Raw genomic sequence first — 20,705 nt, forward strand, 5'->3', positions numbered from 1 at the left:
GGAGGGCCGGTGCCCAGCAGTGTCCCTCCGCGAGTGCGGACCGTGCCGGTGTTGGCCGTGGTGGTCTGCCACGACGCACGGCCGTGGCTGGACAGCACGCTGACCGCGGTGCGGCAGCAGCGGTTGCGGCCACGCCACGTGCTCGCCGTGGACACCGGTTCCCGTGACGGCACAGCGGATTCGCTCGCCGCGCGGATTCGTCAGCCCGGGTCCGGACTGGACAGTGAGCGCGTGCTGGACGGCGTGCTCACCCTGCCCCGCGACACCGGTTTCGGTGCGGCCGTGCGCGCCGCCGTGGACCACGCGGTGCGCCGCTGGGGCGATGATCCCGGCGGGTGGATCTGGTTGCTGCACGACGACAGCGCCCCGGAACCCGACTGCCTGGCCGGTCTGCTCGCCGCGGCCGAGGTGGCGCCGTCGGCGGGTGTGCTCGGCCCGCTCTGCCTGGACTGGGCCGATCCCCGACTGGTCGTCTCCGCGGGACTGTCCATCGACGCCGCCGGCCACGAGCAGACCGGCATCGGGCCGGCCGAACTGGACTGGAGCAGGTTCGGCACCACCGCTACCGGCACCGGCACCGGTACCGACACAGCCGGCACCGGCCCGGCTTCGACCGCGCCGCGCGGGGATCAGCGGGTGGAGTTGTTCCAGCGCAGCACCGAGGTGCTCGCGGTGTCCTCGGCGGGGTGCCTGATCCGGTGGGACGTCTGGCGCGAGCTGGACGGCTTCGACCCGGCCCTGCCGCTGTTCCGCGACGACACCGACTTCGGCTGGCGCGCCAACCGGGCCGGGCACGTGGTGCTGTGCGTGCCGGCGGCCCGGGTGCGCCACGCCAGGGCGGCCAGCACCGGGCTGCGGCCACTGGCCGCGGTGCCCGCGCCACCGGGGCCGCTGCCGCGTTCGGTGGACCGCGCGCACGGGCTGCGCACGCTGCTGGTCAACGCCTCGCCGCTGGGGTGCTGGCTCGGCCTGCCCCGGCTGGTCCTGCTGTGTGTGCTGCGGCTGTTGGGGTTCGCGCTGCTGCGCCGGCTGGACGGGGTCCGCGCTGAACTGGCCGCGGTGCGCTACCTGCTGGGCGGGCGCGCCGGGTTGCGCGCGGCCCGGGCGGCGCGGCGTCGACAGGCCGCGCGCGGGGGCAGTGTGCGGGGGCTGGTCACCAGCCGGATCACCAGGCTGCGCAACGGTTTCCGGGCCGGCCTGGCCCACCTGGTGCGGCAGCGGGTGCGGGCCGACCTGGCGCTGGGCCGGGCGCCCGGGGGTGAGCGGCTGCCCGAGGTGTCCGCCGCTGCCGGTGGGGCACCGGCGCGACCGGTCGGGCCGGACGCGCTGCCCGCTGGCGCGCTGGGCCGGCGTGGTCACCCGGTGCGGCGCGTGGCCGGGTTGCGCCGGCCGGCCACCGCGGTGGTGGTGGCGCTGCCGGCGGCCGGCTCGGCGTCGCCGGCGGAACACCGGCCCAGCCCCCGACCGCGGCCGTCCCCGGTGCCGCGCCGCCGGTCCGCGGCCGGTGGCGACCTGGCCGGCGGTGACCCGCCTGGTGGTGACCTGGCCGGCGGTGACCTTGCCGGTGGTGACCTTGCCGGTGGTGACCTTGCCGGTGACGACTCGGCCAGCGGTGATCCGGTTGGGGATGCGGTGGATCGCGGCGTTTCCGCCCCTGCCCAGCCCCCACCCTCCACCGGGGGGCGCGCCCTTGGCCAGCCTACCCACGACCACCCCGTGGATCACGGTGTGCGCGGGGACCTGTGGACAACCCGGGTGCCTGTGGACAACTCGGGGGTTGTCCGGCCGGATCGTGGCGCGCCACCCGAGTTCGTGCTACTGCGGCTCAGCCGGGCGCGGCTGCTGCGCGAGCTGGTGCTGGCCCCGCCGGTGGTCCTGGTCGCCTGCCTGGCCGTGCTCGGTCTGCTCGCCAACAGCAGCCTGTTCGGCGGGGTCGGCCGGCTGGGCGGCGACCTGGCCGGCGGGCGGCTGCTGCCCGTGCTCGACCTGCCGGCGACCTGGGGGAGCTACCTGGCCGCCTGGCACTCCGCCGGTGGCGGCAGCACTGTGCCGGCACCGGCCGCGCTGGCCGTGCTCGGCCTTGGCGGCCTGCCCCTCGGCGGGCCGGTCGCGGCGGTGACCGCGCTGTTCGTCGCCGACGCCCCACTCGCCGGACTGGCCGGCTACCTGGCCACCCGCCGACTGCGGGTGCGCCGGCAGGTGCGGGCACTGGTCGCCGCCGGCTACGCGCTGCTGCCGCCGGCCACCGCCGCGGTGGCGCAGGGCCGGCTGGACGCCGTGGTGGTGCACGTGCTCGCCCCACTGGTGCTGGCCGGGGTGGTGGCCGTGCTCCGGCCCGCGGCCGGCGCGCCCTGGCTGTCCGTCGCCTGCGCCACCGCGCTGGGCCTGGCCGCGCTGGCGGCGTTCGCGCCACTGGTCGGCCTGGTGCTGCTGCTGGCCGCGCTGATCGGATACGTGGTGGCGCCCGGCCGGCCCGGCACCACCCGGCAGCGCGCGCTCGGCGTGGCGGCGGTGGTGCTGCTGCCACCCGCCCTGCTGCTGCCGTGGCCGGTCCTGCTGCTGCGCCACCCCGGTGTGCTGCTGCACGGCGTCGGCGCCTACCTGGCGGCCCCGCCGGTGTCCCTGCCCGACCTGCTGGCGCTGCGGCCGGGCGGGCCGGGCAGCGGGCCCGCGGTGGGCGCGCTGCTGGTGGTGGGCGTGTTCGCGGTGCTGCTGGCGCGGCCGAGCCGGGCGGTGTTACCGGGGCTGGGCGTGGCCCTGCTCGGCGGGCTGGCCGTGGCCGCGACCCGCCTGGCGCGCACCCCGCCCCCGGGCGGCACCGCGGCGGAACCGGCCTGGCCGGGTGCGGCACTGCTGGTGGTGGGGTGCGGCCTGCTGTGGGCGGCGCTGGCCGCGGCGAGCACGACCGCGCCGGCCAGGCCCAGGTGGTTGGCCACCGGCTCGGTCACGCGGGTGCTCGCGGTCCTGGCGGCGGCCGGGGTGGCCGCGCTGGCCACCGCCGCGGTGGTCGGCCTCGGCCAGGGGCCGCTGCGCGCCGGCGGGGGACTGCGGCTCGCCTCGACCCTGACCAACGAGCTGGCCCGCACCGGCGGCGCGGTGCTGGTGCTGGGCGGCCCCGGCCAGCCGACCCGGCAGGTGTCCGGCCGCGTGCCGGCGCTCACCGACGACCTGGTGACCACGCCGGCCGCCCCGGACCGGCTGGCCGGACTGGCGGCCCGGCTCACCGGAACCGACCGGGCCGCGGCGCGGACAGCCGTGGCCGAGGCCGCGGCCGGCGCGGTGGTGTTCGTGGTGCTGCCGGACGCGGCCAGCGCCGACCGGCTGCGCGACCTGGCCGCCGGGCTGGTCGCGGACGCACCCGCCGCCTCGACCGGTCAGCCCGTGCTGCGGCTGCTGGCCGCCGGCGGCGCCACCACCCTGCTGGCCCCGGCCCAGGCCGGCAGGGCGGTGCGCGGCGAGTCCCCGCCGGCCCAGGCGGGCAGCGCCGACATCGTGCGGGTGGACGCCACACCACCCGAGGTCGCGGTCCGGGTGTCGGCCGGCCCGGCCGGGCGGCTGCTGGTGGTCGGCGCGGAGCACGAGCCCGGCTGGCGGGCCAGCGTGGCCGGTGCGCCGGTCGAGGTGGGCACGGCCTGGGGACACCTGGTGGGCGTGCCGCTGCCGGCGGACGCGGCCGACGTGTGGGTGCGCGCACCCGGCGCGCGGCGCGAACCACTGCTGCTGGTCCAGGCGGCCGCCGCGCTGTTCACGCTGGTCGCGGCCATGCCAGGGCGCCGGCGGCGGGACTGAGCGATCCTGCCCACCCGAGCGGCCACCCCGGACCCGTGCGCCACCAGAGCCGCCGCCATGCGGCCGCGTGCGCCACCCGAGCCGCCGCCGCGGCCCCGGGGCGCGCGGTCAGCTGCCGTCGATGATCTCCGGGTCGAGGCCGAGGTAGTTGGCGACCTGCTCGACCAGCACGTCGTGCACCAGGTCGGCCAGGTCGGCGCCGTCCTTGGCCCTGACCTCCAACGGGCGCCGGTAGAGCACGATCCGCGCCCTGGTCGGCAGGCCGTGCCGGTCAACCCCGGCCGGCACCAGCCGGGCCAGCGGGATGTTGCCGTCCTCCACCACGCCGTCGTCCCACGAGCTGACCGTGTCCGGGGACAACCGCACGTCGGGCACGTCGTCGACGGCCACGTCGAGCTGGGTCAACTCGGTGCGCCAACGCCCCTCGATCGGTTCGAGGGCCTCCAGTACCAGCGCGTCAAACCGCTCCGCCCTACTCCGTGCCGCGGGCAGGGTGGCCGGGTACAGCGGGCCGCGCAGGCCACGACCGTGCCGGTCGCGCGTGCGCCGATGCCGCTGACGAGAACTCCTGGCCATCACCACACGTTGAGCGTACGCGGCGGGGCGGGCCGGCTCGACCCCTGACAAGCCGCTCCCACCGCGACAACCTGCGGCCACCAACCGGTTCCGCTCCGTGTCGGTCCAGTGCCGCCTCGCGGGCCGGTTCCGCCGGTTCCGGGGCCGCTCGGGGTCGGCTCGGGCCACCCGGGCGGTTCGGCCACCGGTCGGCACCGGCCCGACAACGGTGTCCCCGACGGTGTTCGGCGACGCTGTTTCGCGCAGGGCGAGCAGCACTCGGCGCAGGATCACCCGCGCGCCTGCAACGCGGACTTGCCCGGACGCGCTATCGTCCCCGACCGTGCGGAGCGTGAGACGGTGCTCGCGGACCGGGTGCACCAACCCGGCCGTTGCCACGCTCACCTACGCCTACGCCGACTCAACCGCCGTGGTCGGACCGCTGGCCACGTACTCCGAACCGCACAGCTACGACCTGTGCGAGGAGCACGCGCTCCGGCTGACCGTGCCACGCGGCTGGGAAGTCGTGCGGCACGAGGGTGAGTTCGCGGTCCCCCAGCCCTCCGTGGACGACCTCACCGCGCTCGCCGAGGCGGTGCGCGAGGCCGGCCGCGCGGACCGGCCGGTGGAACCGCCAGAGGTGCCCAGCACCACCGGTCGACGCGGACACCTGCGGGTGCTGCCCGATCCGGTGGATGACTGAGGCGGAACCTTTCCAGGTGGACGCCCGAGCCAGGACCGGCGCCGCGCCGCCGGGACGGCTCCGGGTGTCACACCAGGTCCACCGGGTATCCGGTCGCCGGTAGGCTGCGGCTGGAGTGACATCAACCGGATGTCACCGACTGCCGTCGAGCGAGCAACGAACGGCTCCGACTGACCGCTGGCGACTGACTCGGGAGAACGTGTGCGCGACCTGTCCGGCGTGTTCAAGGCATATGACGTCCGTGGCGTCGTGGGCGAACAACTCGACGCCGATCTGGTCCGGCGGACCGGTGCGGCCTTCGCCCGGCTGGTCGGCGGCCCCACCGTGGTCGTCGGACACGACATGCGGGACTCCTCCCCGGAACTGGCCGCGGCGTTCGCCGACGGCGTCACCCGGCAGGGCGTTGACGTGATCTCCATCGGCCTGGCCAGCACCGACCAGCTCTACTTCGCCTCGGGCAAGCTCAACCTGCCCGGCGCGATGTTCACCGCCAGCCACAACCCCGCCAAGTACAACGGCATCAAGCTGTGCCGGGCCGGCGCCGCCCCGGTGGGCCTGGAGAGCGGCCTCGCCGACATCCGCGCCGACGTGGAACAGGGCGTGCCCGACGCCGAGAACACCACCCCGGGCAGCGTCACCGAGCGGGACATGCTCGCCGAGTACGCCGCCTACCTGCGCGATCTGGTCGACCTGTCCGGCAGCCGGCCGCTGAAGGTGGTCGTGGACGCCGGCAACGGCATGGGCGGGCACACCGTGCCCACGGTCTTCGCCGACCTGCCCATCGAGATCGTGCCGCTGTACTTCGAGCTGGACGGCAACTTCCCCAACCACGAGGCCAACCCGCTGGACCCGAAGAACCTGGTGGACCTGCAGGCCAAGGTGCGCGAGGTGGGCGCGGACGCCGGCCTGGCCTTCGACGGCGACGCCGACCGCTGCTTCGTGGTGGACGAGCGGGGCGAGCCGGTCTCGCCGAGCGCGGTGACCGCCCTGGTCGCAGTGCGCGAGCTGGCCAAACAGCCGGGCGGCACGATCATCCACAACCTGATCACCTCCAAGGCCGTGCCCGAGATCGTGCGCGAGCACGGCGGCAACCCGGTGCGCACCCGCGTCGGCCACTCGTTCATCAAGCAGACCATGGCCGAGACCGGCGCCATCTTCGGTGGCGAGCACTCGGCGCACTACTACTTCCGCGACTTCTGGCGCGCCGACACCGGCATGCTGGCCGCACTGCACGTGCTGGCCGCGCTGGGTGAGCAGGACCAGCCGCTGTCCGAGCTGACCAGGGAGTACAGCCGCTACACCGCGTCCGGGGAGATCAACTCCACGGTGGCCGACCAGGCCGGGCGAATGGCCGCGGTCAAGGACGCGTTCGCCGGCAGGGACGGGGTGACCGTTGACGAACTGGACGGGCTGACCGTGGAATTGGCCTCGGGCGCCTGGTTCAACATCCGGCCGTCCAACACCGAGCCGCTGCTGCGGTTGAACGTGGAAGCGCCGGACCAGGAGAGCATGGCCGCGCTGCGCGACGAGGTGCTCGCCGTCGTTCGCGGCTGAGCCAGCAACGATGGCACCGGCACCGGGCGACGTCGAGGATCGCACCGAGGACCGCAAGGAGGACAATCATGGTTGTTCAGCTTGACCAGCAACTGCTGGACATCCTCGCCTGCCCGTCCGAGGACCACGCACCGCTGGTGGTCGGCACTCCGGGTGACCCCGACGCGGACTTCCTCACCTGCACCTCGTGCCACCGCGCGTTCCCGGTGCGGGACGGCATCCCGGTGCTGCTGCTCGACGAGGCGGTCGAGCTGAGCGCCGCGGGAACACCGGCCGGCACACCTGGCCCGTCCGGCACATCCGGCCCAGCCCCGGCTGTCGACCCGACCCCGCGGTCGCAGCCGCGGCCGGGATCGGGGACGCCCGGCGAGGGCTCGTCGGCCGGGTGAGATCGCGTGCTGGACGACAGCCTGCTTGACGACCCCGGCCGCCTGGCCGACTCCGACGGCGCCGGCCTGCTGCGCTCGGTCGCCCTGGCCGGCGCCCAGGTGCGGGCCACGGCGGAGGCCATCGCCGACGCCGGCCTCAGTTCCCTGGCCGAGACCCGCCCCAGGGCGTTGGTGCTGGTCACCCGCCCCGGAGTGAGCCCGGCGGTCGCCGAACTCCTGGCCGGCCTGCTCGGCCCCGGCTGCCCGGTGCCGGTGGTGCTCGCCGACACCGTGCCCACCTGGGTGGGTGCCCTGGACGTGGTGCTGGCGCACACCGAGGACCCGGGTGACGCCGTGCTGGCCGAATCGGTGGACCGGGCCGCCCGGCGCGGCGCGCACGTGGTGCTGACCGCGCCCGAGGACGGGCCGGTGGCCGCGGCCGCGGCCGGCCGGACCCTGTTCCTGCCGCCCAGGATCCCGCTGCCGGCCGGCTTCGGGTTCCCCCGCGCACTGGCCGCCGGCCTGTCCCTGGTGACCGCGCTCGGCCTGCTGCGCACCGACCTGGACCGGCTGGCCAACGAACTGGACCGGGAAGCCGAACGCGGCCACCTGTCCACCGAGTCGTTCCTCAACCCGGCCAAGTCGCTGGCGCTGCGGCTGGCCGAGCACACCCCGCTGCTGTGGGGGCTCGACCACCCGGCCACGGCGGTGGCCAGGCACGCCGCCGCCGTGCTGGCCGGCTACACCGGCGTGGTGTGCGACGTCGCCGGCTACCCGCAGGCGCTGACCAGGCCGGTGCTGCACCGCCAGGCCGTCAACGCGGCGGCCGGCGCCGACCTGTTCGCCGACCGCGACGAGGAGCAGGGCTCACCCCTGCGGGTGCTGTTGCTCGCCGTGCGCACCGGCCCCACCGCCCAGGCGACCCGGCGCGCCGCCCAGGACACCCTTCCCGGCGCCGAACTGCTGGAACTGGCCGAGGACACGCTCGGGGACGAGGTGGCGTGCGCGGCGCTGCTCGCCCTGCGGTTCGAGATGGCCGCGCTGTACCTGGGGCTTGCCGCTGGCACGCTCGGCGGCCCGGGGCTGTTCGCCCCGGCCGCCCGCTAGTAGGCCGAGCAACGGAGAAGAGGCGACAAGTGGAACTGCTGGAAAACGCGGTGCGGCCGTACGCGTGGGGATCGCGCACGGCCATAGCCGCGCTGCTCGGCCGACCCGTGCCCGCCCCGCACCCCGAGGCGGAGCTGTGGCTGGGCGCCCACCCGGCTGACCCGTCCCGCCTGGTGCGGCCGGACGGCACCGAGCTGTCCCTGCTCGACCTGGTCGAGGCCGACCCCGCCGGGCAGCTCGGCGTGGCCTGCGCGCAGCGCTGGGCCGGCCGCCTGCCGTTCCTGCTGAAGGTCCTCGCCGCCGACGAGCCGCTGAGCCTGCAGGCGCACCCGTCGGCCGAGCAGGCCAGGCAGGGCTTTGCCGCCGAGGAGGCCGCCGGCATCCCGCTGGACGCCAAGAACCGCAACTACCGCGACCCCAACCACAAGCCGGAACTGGTGTGCGCGCTCACCGAGTTCCACGCCCTGGCCGGGTTCCGCGACCCGCACCGCACCATCGAGCTGTTGCGCTGCCTGGACGCCCCGGAGCTGGCCGGCTACGCCGAACTGCTGGTGGCCCAGCCGGACTCGGCCGGCCTGCGCGCGCTGTTCACCACCTGGATCACCCTGCCGCAGCTCACCCTGGACGCGCTGCTGCCGAGCCTGCTGGACGCGTGCGTGCTGCACGTCAAGGAGCACGGCCCGTTCGAGGTGGAGTGCAAGACCGTGCTGGAGCTGGGCGAGGCCTACCCGGGCGACGCCGGCGTGCTGGCCGCGCTGCTGCTGAACAGGTTCGTGCTGCAGCCGGGCGAGGCCATCTACCTGCCGGCCGGCAACCTGCACGCCTACCTCAGCGGCACGGCCGTGGAGATCATGGCCAACTCGGACAACGTGCTGCGCGGCGGGCTCACCCCCAAGCACGTGGACGTGCCGGAGCTGCTGCGGGTGCTGGACTTCTCCGCCGGGGACGTGCCGGTGCTGCGCGGCGAGCGGCACCGCGAGCACGTCACCACCTACCACACGCCGGCCGAGGAGTTCCTGCTGTCCACAGTGGCCTGGCCGGCCGGGGACAGCGCGCCGGTGGAACTGGCCGAGGGCCGGCCCCAGATCGTGCTGTGCACGGACGGCGCGGTGCACGTCAGCCTGGCCGGCCAGGCCCAGACGCGGCTGGGCAGGGGCGGGTCGCTGTGGCTGCCCGCGTCCGACCCGGTGGCCACGCTGCGCCCGGAGGACGGCGAATCGGCCCAGGTTTTCGTGGCCACCCCTGGTGGAACCCCGTTCAACACGTAGAGTTAGCGCCGGTTCTTCCGGCGAACCCGGTTCTTCCAGACAAACCGGGCACGAGCTAGTCAAGGAGCAGCTGTGTCAGCAGGGGGCGGGACAAAGGCCATTCTCGCGGCACTGGGCGCGAACGCCGGTATCGCCGTGGCGAAGTTCGTCGCGTTCCTGTTCACGGGCTCGTCGTCGATGCTGGCCGAGTCGGTGCACTCCCTCGCGGACACGTCCAACCAGGGCCTGCTGCTGCTCGGCCAGCGGACCTCCCGGCGCAAGGCCACCAGGGAACACCCCTTCGGCTTCGGCCGGGACCGGTACTTCTACGCGTTCGTGGTGGCGCTGCTGCTGTTCACCCTCGGTTCGGTGTTCGCCATCTACGAGGGCATCCACAAGATCGAGCACCCGGAGCCGCTGTCCTCGCCGCTGGTGGCGGTGCTGGTGCTGGTGGTGGCCATCGCCCTGGAGGGTTACAGCTTCCGCACGGCCATCGGTGAGTCCAGGGCGCTGAAGGGCAACGCCACCTGGTGGCAGTTCATCCGCCAGGCCAAGGCACCCGAACTGCCCGTGGTGCTGCTGGAGGACGCCGGCGCGCTGTTCGGCCTGGTGTTCGCGCTGATCGGGGTGGGACTGTCGGTGCTCACCGGCGACCCGGTGTGGGACGGCGTGGGCACGCTGGGCATCGGCGTGCTGCTCGGGGTGATCGCGATCATCCTGATCGTGGAGATGAAGAGCCTGCTCATCGGTGAGGGCGCGGCCCCGGACGTGCTGGACACCATCGTCGCCCAGCTGGCCGCCGGCCGGGTGGAGCGGGTCATCCACATCCGCACCCAGTACCTCGGTCCGGACGAGCTGCTGATCGCGGCCAAGATCGCGCTCACCCCGGGGTTGACCCTGGCAGAGGTCGCCCAGGCCATTGACGACGCCGAGCTGCGGGTGCGCAGCAAGGTGCCCTCGGCCAAGTTGATCTACCTGGAGCCCGACCTGGACCGCTCGTCGATCTCCCGCTGATCTCCCACCGGCCTCCCGCTGAGCTGCGGAAAACCGGTTGCCACCGGTTGTCACCCTGGACGGGTGACCATCGAGACCACGCTGTCCCGGGTGGACCGGGAACTCGCCGCCGGGGATCTGGCCAGTGTGCTGCGGGCCCGGCAACGGCTGCGTGGCCTGGTCGGCACCTACCCGAGCCGGTTGGACCTGCGCGAGCGGCTGGCCGGTGTGTACCGGCGGCTGGGTGACGCCGCGCAGGCCGGCCGCTGGAGCTACCTCGCCGAGCAGCGCGACCCCGCCGAGGTGGCCGCGTTCGAGCGGGCCTACCGCGCGGCGGTGGCGCGGATGAGCGCACTGGGCTGGACCAGCGACCCGGACACGGCCACCACGGCCACCGCCCGGAGCCGGCTGGCCGAGGTGCTGGCGGCGGCTCGCGCGGAGACCGGCCGGCCGCTGGCCTACGACTGGGCCGCCCACCCGGAGGAGCCCGGCGAGCGGCTGCGCTGGTGGCAGGTGGCGGGCCTGGTGCTGCTCGGGGTGGCGCTGGTGGTGTTCGAGGTCTTCGCGGTGGGCAACGCGGTGGTGACCGTGGGGCAGTGGCTTACCAGCGACTAGCCGACCCGCGCCGAGATTCACCCGTTCGAGGTGCGAGTTGTCCACAACGTGCCGGGTTGTCCACAGGCCGGCCCGGAACACCGCTGAGCCGGGGTGGGGGTGGTTAGGCTGGACCTGGGGTCGCCCCCCTGGGAGGGCGGGGGCTGGGCTTCGGGCGGGCAGTAGAGCGTCTCCGCAGCTCACGGCCTGTTGCCCGGGGGCTTGACTGGGGGAGTGGCCCGGTCGTGGGGGAGCGGTCCGGTCCGGCTGCCTGCCGTGACGTCCGGTCGCCCCACCGTTGTCACCGGCACGGCCAGCCACCTCACCGCACAGCCACGCGGCTGCCCGCTCGTCCCGGGCGGGTGCCCCGGCCACGCCCACTCCGCTGTCGACCCACCACCGCTGTCGACCCACCACCGCTGTCGACCCACCACCGTTGTCGACCCACCACCGTTGTCGACCCATCCCGCTGTCGACCCACCGCCGCTGTCGACCCATCCTGCTGTCGGCGTGGCCGCGCGACGCCTCGCGCCCACCGCGCCGTCACCGGGCGGTATGCCGGTCGGGGTAGACCGGGTGAGTTCGGGCAGCTCAACGCACAATAGGGTTACTCCCGAGCAACACGTTGAGTGGGACCTCACTGGTTAAGGTGATCTGTCGGTGGGCATGAGGTGTATCCGGCAAGTTCCGAGTAACCGGGTGGCCTGAGTGACGAGGAGGGCAGCGTGCCTGGTACAGGACTGTGGCGCACCAAGTCCATCGAGCAGTCCATCGCGGACACCGATGAGCCCGACACCAAGCTCCGCAAGGACCTGACCGCCTGGGACCTCACCGTGTTCGGGGTGGCCGTGGTGGTCGGCGCGGGCATCTTCACGGTGGCGGCGAGCACCGCGGGTGACATCTCCGGACCGGCGGTGTCGCTGTCGTTCGTGATCGCCGCGATCACCTGCGGGCTGGCCGCGCTGTGCTACGCCGAGTTCGCGTCCACGGTGCCGGTGGCCGGCAGCGCCTACACGTTCTCCTACGCCACCTTCGGCGAGTTCGTCGCCTGGATCATCGGCTGGGACCTGGTGCTGGAGTTCGCCCTGGCCGCCGCGGTCGTGGCCAAGGGCTGGTCCTCCTACCTGCACCAGGTGATCGGCCTGACCGGGGCGGAGCTGTCCACGGTGGTCAGCCTGGGGCCGGTCGACTTCGACTGGGGCGCGGTGCTGGTGGTGCTCGTGCTCAGCGTGCTGCTGGCCGTGGGCACCAAGCTGTCCTCCCGGGTCAGCCTGGTGATCACCACCATCAAGGTCGCGGTCGTGCTGCTGGTGGTCGTGGTCGGCATCGGCTACATCAAGGCGGAGAACTACCGCCCGTTCATCCCACCGGCCAGCACCACCGGGGACAGCGGCGGCACCGGACTGGACCAGTCGCTGTTCTCCCTGATCGCCGGCGGCGCCAGCAGCACCTACGGCCTGTACGGGCTGCTGGCCGGCGCCTCCATCGTGTTCTTCGCGTTCATCGGCTTCGACATCGTGGCCACCACCGCCGAGGAGACCAAGCGCCCCCAGCGCGACCTGCCGCGGGGCATCATCGGGTCGCTGGCCATCGTCACCGTGCTCTACGTGGCCGTGTCCCTGGTGCTCACCGGCATGCAGTCCTACCGCGACCTGGCCACCGGCGCCGACGGCCAGAAGAAGACCCTGGCCAGCGCGTTCGCCGCGAACGGGGTCACCTGGGCCGCGGCGGTGATCGCGGTGGGCGCCCTGGCCGGGCTGACCACCGTGGTGATGGTGCTGCTGCTCGGCCAGACCCGGATCGTGTTCGCCATGTCCCGGGACGGGCTGATCCCGCGCGGGCTGGCGCACACCGGCCGGCACGGCACCCCGGTGCGGGCCACCTGGCTGGTGGCGGTGCTGGTGATCATCGCGGCCGGCTTCTTCCCCACGGGCAAGCTGGAGGAGATGGTCAACGTGGGCACGCTGTTCGCGTTCATCCTGGTGTCCGCGGGCGTGCTGGTGCTCCGCCGGACCCGGCCCGACCTGCCCAGGGGCTTCCGCGTGCCGTTCGTGCCGGTCATCCCGATCCTGGCGATCCTGGCCTGCGTCTGGCTGATGCTGAACCTGACCGCGTTGACCTGGGTGCGGTTCCTGGTGTGGATGGCCATCGGCGTGGTCGTGTACTTCCTCTACAGCCGCAACCACTCCGTGCTCGGGCAACGTCAGCGGGTGGCCGGCAAGAGCTGACCCGAGGCGGCGGCGAAGGCGCGCAGGCGCCGGGCGAACCCGCCCACCGCGCCGAACCACAGCGCCAGGTCGTCCGCGCCGGCCGCGGCCCACGCGTCCACCTCGGCCAGCACGTCGGTGACGTCCCGGTCGTCGCTGTCCCAGGAGATGCGGGCGCCCGCGCTGACCGGCCGCTCGCCGGCCAGTTCCCGCAGCCGGTCCCGCCGGCTGGCGAACTGGCTCGGCGAGAGGCCCACCGCCTGCCACTGCTCGCCGACCTCGGCGACCCGGCGCAGCGCCGCGTCGGAGTTGCCGCCGATCAGGAACGGAACCGGGCGCCGGGGCACCGGCTGGAACACCGCGCGGCCGTCCACCGCGTGGAACTCGTCCCGGTGCTCGCCGCCGCCGGTGGTGTGCAGGTGCCGGATCAGCCGGAGCGCCGCCGTGGTGCGGGCGCCCCTGGTGCGGAAGTCCACGCCGGCCGCGGCGAACTCGTAGGGCTCCCAGCCGACGCCCACCCCCAACACGAACCGGTCGCCGGACAGGTGCGCGAGCGTGGCCGTCTGCTTGGCCACGGTCAGCGGATCCCGCAGCGGCAACACCAGCACGGACGTGCCCAGCACCACCGTCCTGGTGGCCGCGGCCAGGTAGGCCAACGTCACCAGCGGCTCGTACACGCCGCCGTAGGTCGTGCCGTAGGCGGCCGGCGGCAGCAGGTGGTCGGGCAGCCACACCCCGGCGAACCCGAGGTGTTCGGCCTCGCTGGCCAACGCGGCCAGGTCGGCCACGGGCATGTCGGGTGATTCGTCGGGCAACACCACGTGCAACCGCACGGCAGCTCTCCTCGGGTCGGTCTGTCGGCTGACGCCTCCCGTTGTAAACCCTCACACCACTGTGAAGGTCAACCTGTGAAGGTCACCCCGGGAAAGTCAACCCGGGACAGTCAACTCGGTGCCGCCTCAGTCCAGCTCGTCCGGGGTGCCGAGCAGCCCCCTGGCGGCCAGCCAGTCCGCCACCTCGTCGGCCAGCTCGGCCACGCTCCGGTCGGCCACCTGGAGTTCCAGCACCGGCAGTGTGGACCGGGCCGCGGCCGCACGCAGCCGCTCCTGTTCGACGCGGAACAGCGACAGGTCGTCGTACTGCTCGGGTTTGGCGGAGATCCGCAGTCGCTCCCGCCGGGCCTCGGCGAAGGTGTCCGGGTCGCGCAGGCACAGCACCACGGCGAAACCCAGGGGCCGCAGCCGGTCCTCCAGCCAGCCGAAGTCGTGGTGCCGCCCCTGGCTGGCCTGGAACACCTCGGTGGACAGGTGGAACCGGTCCACGATCCACGAGTAGTAGCGCTGGAGTTCGAACAACCGGGCCCAGGTGCGGTAGGTCTCCATCGCCAGCTCGGTTTCCTCGGCGGCAAAGTTGATCAGCCCGCGCCCCCACGGGTCGGCGCTGAACGCGGACCACTCGGCGGAGATCAGCGGCGAGTGGTACCGGTACCTGCGTGTCCCGACCAGCCCCGGGTGCTCGTTGAGCGCGAAGGCGAGGTCGGTCTTCCTGGTCAACCGGGTGCCTTCCAGGATCACCTTCGGGCACAGCTTCTTCGGCTTCTTCGGCTTCTTCGGTTCGTTCGGCTGCACTGCCATCTCACGGATCCTGCCACGAAAATGTTTGCAGCATCACCCGTGTGCTGAACTGAAAACCAGGCTGCCTGAACCACTTCGGTCTGCAAAAGATTTCAGAGACCGACTGCCTGGCGCGCCTCGACCCGGTGCCGGCCCGGCCGCGACGCGCGGGGGCGAGCCGGGGTCTTGGCGATGGCGGGCAACTGGGCAAGGGTGGGCGGGTGACGATCGTGGTGCGTGAGGACGCTGGTGCGCTGCTGTGCCTGGATGTCGGGTCGACCTGGACCAAGGCCGCGTTGGTTGCGGCCGACGGCCGGCTGGTCGGCACCGCGCAACACCCGACCACGCCTCCCGAGGTGCTGCACGGCATCGGCGCGGTGACCGAGCAGTTGGCCGCCACCGATGTCCCGGTGCTGGCCTGCTCGTCCGCGGGCGGTGGGCTGCGGCTGGCCGTGGTGGGCCAGGAGCGGCTGGTGAGCGCGGAGGCGGGGTACCGGGTGGCGCTCTCGGCCGGCGCCAAGGTGGTGCACGTGTCCGCCGGCGAGCTGACCGGTGCGGGCCTCACGGCGCTGCGCGCGTCCCGGCCCGACCTGGTGCTGCTGGCCGGCGGCACCGACGGCGGGGACACCCGGGTGCTGCTGCACAACGCCGGCCGGCTGGCCCGCAACCGGCTGCGCTGCCCGATCGTGCTGGCCGGCAACACGGCCGTGCGGGACCAGGCGCTGGCCCTGCTGGCCGAGACCGGCCGGACCGTGATCCCCACCGCCAACGTCCTGCCCGACGTGGGTGAACTCGCGCCCGGGCCGGCCAGGGCCGCGATCCGCGCGGCGTTCCTGCGGCACGTGATCGGCGGCAAGGGCCTGTCCCGCGGGCCGCGGTTCCGCCGGCTGGTGCGCGCGGTCACCCCGGACGCCGTGCTCACCGGGGTGGCCCGGCTGGTGGCGGTGCGCTCGTCGCAGGACGGGGCCGAGGCGGGCGCGGTGCTGGTGGTCGACGTGGGTGGCGCGACCACGGACGTCTACTCCGCCCTGCCCACCGCCACCGCGCGGGCGGCCAGCCGCGGCGCCGAGGTCGGGGCCCGGGCCGGGGACAGCGCCGACGACGAGGGCCCGGAACCGACCGTGGCGCTGCCACCCGAGCGGCGCACGGTCGAGGGTGACCTGGGGATGCGCTGGTCAGCGCCGGGTGTGGTGGCCGAGGCCGAGGCCGAGCGGCTGATCGACCCGGCGGAGGCGGCCGTGCTCGCGCAGGCGGCCGGCCAGCGCGGCCAGCGGGTGGACTGGGTGCCGCGCGCGAACGAGCCGGGTGCGGCCGACGAGATCGCGATCGACCTGCGGCTCGCCGCGCTGGCCGTGGTGCTCGCCGTGCGCCGGCACCTGCGGCTGGTGGGCCACCTCGGCGCGCGCGGTGCCGGCCTGCTGGTGCTGTCCGGTGGCGTGTTCCGCCACGCCGGCGAGGCGGGGCTGGCCCGGGTGGAGCAGACCCTGCGGGACGACCCGGTGCTGCGGCCGGTGCTGCGCCAGGCGCGGGTCGTGGTGGACCGCGACTACGCCCTGGCCCCGGCCGGCCTGCTGGCCGACGCCGGCCGCACCGCCACCGCGGACGCCCTGCTCACCCACGCCCTGGCCGGCCAGGCCACCGCCGCTGACCCGGCGGCGCTGACCGGGTGACCCCGACCCGCTGCCCGTGCCGGTCGACACTGGCCGGGGCGTCCACGGCCGGGTGACGCTGGTCAGCTGGTGCCGACCGAGTGCGCCCAGGCCAGGCCAGGTCAGGTCAGGCCAGGTCAGATCAGGCCAGTCAGGTCAGGGCCGGCTCGGCCGGGGGCAGACCGCTGGCCGCCGGTGGCTCGTCCTGCCCGGACCGCTCGTCCTGCCCGGACCGCTCGACCCGCTCAGGCGGCGCGCCCGAGGGCAGCGGCTCCAGCCCGGCGGCCATGGCCACGGCCCGGTCCCACTCCGGATCCCGGGTGTAGTCGGTGTGCCCGGAGACACCGGGCCGCCAGCGCCGGCCGGGGAACGGGCCGCGCTGCGGATCGGGCAGCCAGTGGTCCCCGCCCAGCACCAGCGCGCCGGTCGGCCCGCGCTGGGCCGGGGCCAGCGCGCCCTCGGTGCCGTCGGGCCGGTACCCCACGCCGATCAGCGTGCCGTCGTAGACCTGCCGGCGCCAGGTGGTGACCGCGCCGCCCAGCGGGTCGGTGCCCCGGCACAGCGCCCGCCACCGGCCGCCCAGCTCGCCGGCCAGCTCGGTCAACGAGGAGTGCGGCACCACCGCGGGGAACGCCCTCGGGTAGGCCCACTGCAGCTGGGACCCGGCGGTGACCAGGCCGAGCCGGTCCAGGTCGGCGCGGGGGAGCTGTTCGGCCAGGCGCGCCGCGGCCACCGCCACCAGCAGGCTGCCCTGGCTGTGGCCGGTCAGCACCACCCGGGTGTTGGGCTCGGCGAGGTGCTCGACCACCCGGGCGACCACCTCCGGCACCACCTTCAGCGCGTAGCAGGGCGGCACCACCGGATGCGCCTCCCTCGGCCAGAACGAGGCCAGGTCGGACAGGATGCCCAGGCGGCGGCCGGCGTCCGGGCGCCGGGCGGCCAGGTAGACCAGGCGCAGCAGGGCCACGGCGAGCGCGGCCATGGCGAACACGCCCACCCCGTGCAGCGGGTCCAACCACGCGGGCGGCTCCACCCGGTTGACCCGCAGCGCCAGGGACACCAGGGCGCCGGCGGTGAGCACGCCCGCGGCCAACAGCAGCACGTGGTGGGTGTGCCGGCGCTCGAAGCGGGCCCACCACCACGCGGACATGGCCCGGTCGCGGTCCTCGGGTCGTCCCTCGTGCAGCAGCGGCAGCTCCGGGGCCCAGCCGCCGGGCCGGCGCCGGCTACTCAGCCAGCGCAGCGCACCCGCGCTGGCCAGCACCGCCACCGCGGCCAGCAGGCCCAGCGCGGCCGCCGCACCCCACAGCAGCACCAGGTAGTGGTAGCCGCTGGGCAGTTCACCCATGCCGATGAGCGGGTGGACCGCGTAGGCCACGCCCGCGCCGAACCCCCCGCCGAGCAGGCCGGCGACGACCAGCATGGGCGCGGCCATCACGCCGCCGGCCCACGGCCGCAGCTCGCGCGCCTGTCCGCTCCAGGCCGGCCGGGCCAGCACGGCCGCGGGCACGATCAGCACGGCCACCAGCGCGGCCAACACCACCAGCAGCACCCCGACCACCTGCAACGTGGCATTGGTGCCCACCAGCACCGCCGGCATCGGCCCCCGGGCGGCGGCCGTGCCGATCAGCGCGAACCAGCCGCCGGTGAGCAGGACCGCCCTGGTCACCGCGCCGTAGCCGTCGCGGAGCCAGCGGCCGGCCCGGCTCGGGGCCTGGCCGGGTGGGTCGTCGTGCAGGGCCACCCCCACCACGCACAGCCCGATCAGCACCGCGCTGGCCGCCCACACCAGGCGGGCCGGCGCCTCAGCCGAGTCCGGACCACCCGGCCCACCCAGGGTGAGCACGGCGACGGCGGCCAGCGCGGCGGTGATGTGCAGCGCCCGCAGGGTCGGGGTGTCCGGGTCGGCCACCACGTGCGCCCCCGGCATGGTCGACCGCCGGTCCACCGGGTGGTTGACCCGCCGGGCACTGGCCGCCACCGACCACTCCACAGTGGACACCCGGTGCAGCACCAGCACCACCAGGGCGACCGGCACCAGGCCGATCAGCACCCGGGTGAACGGCAGCCGCCTCGACCACTCCGGCACCGCGTCGACGAGGCAGCCGGTGCCGGGGGCCAGGCACTGGGTGGCCACCAGGTCGAGGCTGATCACCGCCACCTGGGTGACGAACAGCACGGTCAACAGCAGCGCGGCCAGCCGGAGCAGGGTGCGCAGCGCCGCGCCGAGCACCCGGGCCGCCCGGCTGCCGGGGGCCACCGGCGGCAGCATCCAGTGCGCCACGTTGGCCAGGGAGAACGGGAACAGCAGCGCCCAGGTGGCCTTGGCCAGCCCGCCCGAGGTCATGCCGCCCCAGATGTAGCCCTCGACGGTGCGCGGCGTCGCCCCGCCGGCGGTCTGCAGCACCGGACCGGGTGCCGGCCGGCACAGCCGGTCGGCCGGGCGCACCAGCCGCCCGATGCCGTCCCCGGCGACCTCGACCGCGGCGACCGCGTCCACCAGCGCCTCGGGCGTCGTGCCCTGCACACCGTGCACCCTGAGTTCGACCACACGTGTTTCCGGCCCGGGGATCACACCACGCCTCCAACCTGCCGGGCGTGCCAACCCGGCTGTGGGTTTGCCCGATTGTCGCGGCAGGACCACGGGAAACGGGTGACTTCGGCGCCCGTTTCCGCCTATTGGACGCCTGGCTGGGCCGAACGGGTTCCCACGGATGGCGCGTCAGCCGGTCCCAGTGGCCCGGCCCACCCGCCGGTGCCACGGAGGCCCGCTGACCTGACGGTAGTGTTGGCCGGACCAGTTGACGCCGTGGAGGACGCGCGATGACCGCCGAGAGGCTGCAAGTCCGTAATGGAATCGAGTTCGCTGTGGCCGATCTCTCGCTGGCCGAGTTCGGCCGCAAGGAGATTCGCCTGGCCGAGCACGAGATGCCCGGATTGATGGCGTTGCGCCGCGAGTATTCGGAGGTCTACCCGCTGCGCGGGGCGCGCATCTCGGGGTCGCTGCACATGACCGTGCAGACCGCGGTGCTGATCGAGACCCTGGTGGCGCTGGGCGCCGAGGTGCGCTGGGCCTCCTGCAACATCTTCTCCACCCAGGACCACGCGGCCGCGGCCGTGGTGGTGGGCCCGCACGGCACCGTCGACGAGCCGGCCGGCGTGCCGGTGTTCGCCTGGAAGGGCGAAACCCTGCCCGAGTACTGGTGGGCCACGGAGAAGATGCTGACCTGGCCGGAGGGCCAGGCCCCGAACATGATCCTGGACGACGGCGGCGACGCCACCCTGCTGGTGCACAAGGGCGTCGCCTACGAGCAGGCCGGCGTGGTGCCCGCCGCCCACGACGACGACCCGGAGGAGTGGAAGGTCATCCTGGAGACGCTGCGCGCGTCCCTGGCCGAGGACGCCACCAGGTGGACCAAGATCGCCGAGCAGATCCGCGGCGTCACCGAGGAGACCACCACCGGCGTGCACCGGCTCTACCAGCTGGCCGCCGCGGGTGAGCTGCTGTTCCCGGCGATCAACGTCAACGACTCGGTGACCAAGTCGAAGTTCGACAACCGCTACGGCATCCGCCACTCGCTGATCGACGGCATCAACCGGGGCACCGACGTGCTCATCGGCGGCAAGGTCGCGGTGGTCTGCGGCTACGGCGACGTGGGCAAGGGCGCGGCCGAGTCGCTGCGCGGCCAGGGCGCCCGGGTGATCATCACCGAGATCGACCCGATCTGCGGGTTGCAGGCGGCCATGGACGGCTACCAGGTCGCGCGCCTGGAGGACGTGCTCGGCCAGGCCGACATCGTCATCACCACCACCGGCAACAAGGACGTGGTGACCGTCGAGCACATGGCCCAGATGAAGCACCAGGCGATCCTGGGCAACATCGGCCACTTCGACAACGAGCTGGACATGGCCGGGCTGGCCCGCTACCCGGGCGTGCGGCGGATCAACATCAAGCCGCAGGTCGACGAGTGGGTGTTCCCGGACGGGCACTCGATCATCGTGCTCAGCGAGGGCCGGCTGCTGAACCTTGGCAACGCCACCGGGCACCCCAGCTTCGTGATGTCGTGCTCGTTCGCCAACCAGGTGATCGCGCAGATCGAGCTGTTCACCAAGCACAAGGAGTACGACCGCGAGGTGTTCCGGCTGCCCAAGAAGCTGGACGAGAAGGTCGCCCGCATCCACCTGGAGGCGCTGGGCGGCGAGCTGACCAAGCTGACCAAGGAGCAGGCCGAGTACATCGACGTGGACGTGGAGGGCCCCTACAAGCCCGACCACTACCGCTACTGATCGCCGCGGACCGGGGCCGGCCGCGCCCGTGCGCTGCCG

15 protein-coding genes are annotated in these 20,705 nt (G+C 74.2%); 11 read left to right on the plus strand and 4 right to left on the minus strand.

Going from position 1 to position 20,705, the window contains the following annotated elements:
- Positions 1-9 precede the first annotated feature (9 nt).
- Positions 10-3,789, plus strand: coding sequence for a glycosyltransferase family 2 protein (locus LX83_RS24430; RefSeq protein ID WP_253775326.1), 3,780 nt, complete (start codon positions 10-12; stop codon positions 3,787-3,789).
- Positions 3,790-3,897: 108 nt separating this feature from the next.
- Here LX83_RS24430 and LX83_RS24435 read toward each other — a convergent pair whose 3' ends face one another.
- Entirely contained in the window at positions 3,898-4,365 is a 468-nt protein-coding gene (locus LX83_RS24435; protein ID WP_253775328.1) for a metallopeptidase family protein, read from the minus strand.
- Between the two features lie 331 nt (positions 4,366-4,696).
- Here LX83_RS24435 and LX83_RS24440 point away from each other — a divergent pair, with 331 nt between their 5' ends.
- From LX83_RS24440 to LX83_RS24475, 8 genes are all read left to right on the plus strand, one after another.
- Positions 4,697-5,047, plus strand: a complete 351-nt coding sequence (locus LX83_RS24440) for a DUF3499 domain-containing protein (RefSeq protein ID WP_253775763.1) — start codon at positions 4,697-4,699, stop codon at positions 5,045-5,047.
- 201 nt (positions 5,048-5,248) lie between these two features.
- Entirely contained in the window at positions 5,249-6,601 is a 1,353-nt protein-coding gene (locus LX83_RS24445; RefSeq protein ID WP_253775330.1) for a phosphomannomutase/phosphoglucomutase, read from the plus strand.
- Between the two features lie 68 nt (positions 6,602-6,669).
- Complete coding sequence (locus LX83_RS24450; protein ID WP_253775332.1) at positions 6,670-6,990, plus strand: Trm112 family protein; 321 nt, start codon at positions 6,670-6,672, stop codon at positions 6,988-6,990.
- Between the two features lie 6 nt (positions 6,991-6,996).
- Positions 6,997-8,076 carry an SIS domain-containing protein gene (locus LX83_RS24455; protein ID WP_253775334.1) on the plus strand — a complete coding sequence of 360 codons (1,080 nt, stop codon included), beginning with the start codon at positions 6,997-6,999 and terminating at the stop codon, positions 8,074-8,076.
- Positions 8,077-8,105: 29 nt separating this feature from the next.
- Positions 8,106-9,344 (plus strand): mannose-6-phosphate isomerase, class I, encoded by a 1,239-nt coding sequence (manA, locus tag LX83_RS24460; protein WP_253775336.1) that lies wholly within the window; start codon positions 8,106-8,108, stop codon positions 9,342-9,344.
- Between the two features lie 72 nt (positions 9,345-9,416).
- A complete protein-coding gene (locus LX83_RS24465) occupies positions 9,417-10,337 on the plus strand; it encodes a cation diffusion facilitator family transporter (protein ID WP_253775338.1) in 921 nt (306 codons plus the stop codon).
- A 63-nt stretch (positions 10,338-10,400) separates the two neighbouring features.
- The gene (locus tag LX83_RS24470) at positions 10,401-10,931 is read left to right on the plus strand and encodes a DUF6584 family protein (RefSeq protein ID WP_253775340.1); all 531 of its coding nucleotides are present in this window, start codon (positions 10,401-10,403) and stop codon (positions 10,929-10,931) included.
- Between the two features lie 704 nt (positions 10,932-11,635).
- The gene (locus LX83_RS24475) at positions 11,636-13,138 is read left to right on the plus strand and encodes an amino acid permease (RefSeq protein WP_253775342.1); all 1,503 of its coding nucleotides are present in this window, start codon (positions 11,636-11,638) and stop codon (positions 13,136-13,138) included.
- Here LX83_RS24475 and LX83_RS24480 read toward each other — a convergent pair.
- Together LX83_RS24480 and LX83_RS24485 are read right to left on the minus strand one after the other, a co-directional pair.
- Entirely contained in the window at positions 13,114-13,950 is an 837-nt protein-coding gene (locus LX83_RS24480) for a TIGR03619 family F420-dependent LLM class oxidoreductase (protein ID WP_253775344.1), read from the minus strand. The genes LX83_RS24475 and LX83_RS24480 overlap by 25 nt on opposite strands.
- A gap of 126 nt (positions 13,951-14,076) precedes the next feature.
- The gene (locus tag LX83_RS24485) at positions 14,077-14,751 is read right to left on the minus strand and encodes a hypothetical protein (RefSeq protein ID WP_253775346.1); all 675 of its coding nucleotides are present in this window, start codon (positions 14,749-14,751) and stop codon (positions 14,077-14,079) included.
- Positions 14,752-14,951: 200 nt separating this feature from the next.
- Between LX83_RS24485 and LX83_RS24490 the strand changes: the two genes are divergently transcribed.
- Positions 14,952-16,400 (plus strand): glutamate mutase L, encoded by a 1,449-nt coding sequence (locus LX83_RS24490; protein WP_253775348.1) that lies wholly within the window; start codon positions 14,952-14,954, stop codon positions 16,398-16,400.
- A 130-nt stretch (positions 16,401-16,530) separates the two neighbouring features.
- On the opposite strand, the gene LX83_RS24495 is transcribed toward LX83_RS24490, so the two are convergent.
- Entirely contained in the window at positions 16,531-18,906 is a 2,376-nt protein-coding gene (locus LX83_RS24495) for a hypothetical protein (protein ID WP_253775350.1), read from the minus strand.
- Between the two features lie 296 nt (positions 18,907-19,202).
- Between LX83_RS24495 and ahcY the strand changes: the two genes are divergently transcribed.
- Positions 19,203-20,666 carry an adenosylhomocysteinase gene (gene ahcY, locus LX83_RS24500; protein WP_253775352.1) on the plus strand — a complete coding sequence of 488 codons (1,464 nt, stop codon included), beginning with the start codon at positions 19,203-19,205 and terminating at the stop codon, positions 20,664-20,666.
- Positions 20,667-20,705: the final 39 nt, after the last annotated feature.

The sequence above is a fragment of the Goodfellowiella coeruleoviolacea genome (assembly GCF_024171785.1).
In the GTDB taxonomy this organism is placed as follows: Bacteria; Actinomycetota; Actinomycetes; order Mycobacteriales; family Pseudonocardiaceae; genus Goodfellowiella; species Goodfellowiella coeruleoviolacea.